Source organism: Caballeronia sp., from assembly GCF_049581465.1.
GTDB lineage: Bacteria > Pseudomonadota > Gammaproteobacteria > Burkholderiales > Burkholderiaceae > Caballeronia.
In genome coordinates this window covers 1-2192 of the sequence record NZ_JBAUSA010000057.1, presented here as the reverse complement: position 1 = coordinate 2192, position 2192 = coordinate 1, and the positions used below count along the sequence as shown (strand labels likewise).

Below are 2192 nucleotides of genomic sequence, written 5' to 3'. Positions count from 1 at the left end.
GCCTTTGCGTACCCGAGACGACGTCGAAATGCCAGGCCGGCGCACGCGTGGTCGCGCTGGTATTCGGCAGGTCGAAAGGGGCGTTGCTCGACGAAAACGTGTCGGCGACTAGTGTTTCGGCCGGGCGAATCCGTTCGAGCGCGGCGCCGACCTGGTCGGGTGCGACCTCGGCCAGACGCAACGCGCCGCTTGCCAGGTTCAGCCAGGCAAGGCCGACGCTCGTCACCACGCCGCGACGGTTGTACGACGGACAGAGCGCGAGGAGGAAGACGTCGTTCTTGTCGGAGAGAAGGGCAGCGTCGGTCAGCGTGCCGGGCGTCACTACGCGCACGACCTTGCGTTCAACCGGTCCCTTCGATGTCGCCGGGTCGCCGATCTGCTCGCAAATTGCCACCGACTCGCCTAGTTTCACGAGCTTCGCAAGATATTGCTCGCAGGCGTGATGAGGGACACCGGCCATCTTGATGGGATTGCCCCCCGACGCGCCGCGCTGCGTCAGCGTCAGGTCAAGCAGGCGTGAAGCCTTGACGGCGTCATCGAAGAAAAGTTCGTAGAAATCGCCCATGCGATAAAACACGAGCGTGCCGGGATGCTCCGATTTGATGCGCAGATACTGCTGCATCATTGGAGTGTGGTGCGACAGATCCACCGCGGCGGTCGGTGCCGCCGGGGTGTCAGTGTCTTGAGAGGAGGTGGAAACGGAGATATGCGTGCCCATGTTGCGTGCGTGGATGGCGGAGTGTCCCAAGGGCACGAGTGTACCGCGTCGGGTACAGGCCGGAAGGCTGGCCGGAGGGCTAACGTGACGTCGTGCACGTTGAATAAATCGCGGCAAAAGCAAAACGCCGGACCAGGCCGGCGTTTGCATTTTCTTCAGCGGCGAGAATCCAGACAGATCAGGCGCGTCCCGCCAGAAACCCGACTAGCAAAGCCAGACCGGCGACGGCGCCCAGTGTGTGCCATGGTTTTTCATGGACGAACTCATCGGCGTAGTCGACGGCGTGGCCCGCTGCGTCGTTCAACCGCTCCGCAATGGCCGACGACGAACCGTCGAATTGCGCGCGCGCTGTTTTCAGTTTGGATTGCAGATCCTTGCGCAGCTTGTCGACGTCGATGTCTTTCGCATCGCGGATCGAGCTGTCGAGATCGTCGAGCAGGCCGCGCAACTGCGCGCTGGCGGTATCCACCGCGTCGCTTGCGCCGCGCACGGCACGCTGGCCGACTTTGGCCGCACCGTTCAAATTGCTATCGAACATGGAACGTGTGAATAGACCCATTTGCAGCTCCTTTGACGTGTCGATGAATAATTGTGGCCCCAATCAGCGACCACCTTTTATACCAATCAGGCGAGTAAGACCCGATCCGGAGCGAATTGTTCAGCCATTGTCAGGCGGACCCGGGCCAACCAAACCGCTGGACACGATTTTTCCGCAAATTTCGGTCCCGCACCTTACTCCACGTCATTCATTGACCAGTGAAAGCAAACCAACCTGCCGTTCGTTGCGCGCGTGATGGCGCATGGCGAGCCCCATCATCAGGCAAATGAACACACCGAACACCACGATGATCCATTCCACCGGCAGCTTGGTCGTCAGCAGCAGCGCGTAGGCGCCGAGCATCGACAGCACCGCGAGATTCTGGTTGAAATTCTGTACCGCGATCGATGCGCCAGCCGACAGCAACGTAGCGCCGCGATGTTGCAGCATCGCGTTCATCGGCACGATGAAAAATCCCGACAGTGCGCCGAGCACTATCATCAGCGGATAGGCCATCAGGATATAGAGCGGCGCGAACAATGGCCCGAGATGCACGCCCGATCCGGCCGGAAACAGGTCCTTGTTGTAGAACGCCATGCCGATCGCGACCGCGCCGGTGACTACGCCGATCGGCAGCACCTTGAGCGAACTGCGCAATGGCACCCACGCGGCAGCGCCGCTCGCGCCTATCGCGATGCCCAGGCCCGTCACGCCTTGCAGGACGGCCGCTTTCGACAGCGACAGGCCAAGATTGGCGCCCGCCCATTTGAGCACCAGCAATTGCAGCGTGACGGCTGCGCCCCACAAGAGCGTGGTCACCCACAACGCGACCTGCGCGAGCTTGTCGTGCCACAACACCTTGAAAGCATGCGTGAAATCGCCGATGAGCTTTGACGGCTCCTTTAGCCGGTTGGGATAGCGCGCGCCGGTATCGGG

General features: G+C 61.5%; 1 protein-coding gene and 2 pseudogenes. All 3 read right to left on the bottom strand.

The genetic code is table 11. The features are described from left to right. A pseudogene (locus tag WCA53_RS01290) lies at positions 1-625 on the bottom strand (DNA mismatch repair protein MutS); the annotation flags it as partial. A gap of 271 nt (positions 626-896) precedes the next feature. Then, complete coding sequence (locus WCA53_RS01285) at positions 897-1277, bottom strand: DUF883 family protein (RefSeq protein ID WP_423904574.1); 381 nt, start codon at positions 1275-1277, stop codon at positions 897-899. Between the two features lie 183 nt (positions 1278-1460). Then, positions 1461-2192: pseudogene (locus WCA53_RS01280) on the bottom strand (lysophospholipid transporter LplT); the annotation flags it as partial.

Excerpts from the sequence above, each read along its gene's own strand:
- WCA53_RS01285 (WP_423904574.1), bottom strand. The coding sequence starts at position 1,277 with ATGGGTCTATTCACACGTTCCATGTTCGATAGCAATTTGAACGGTGCG.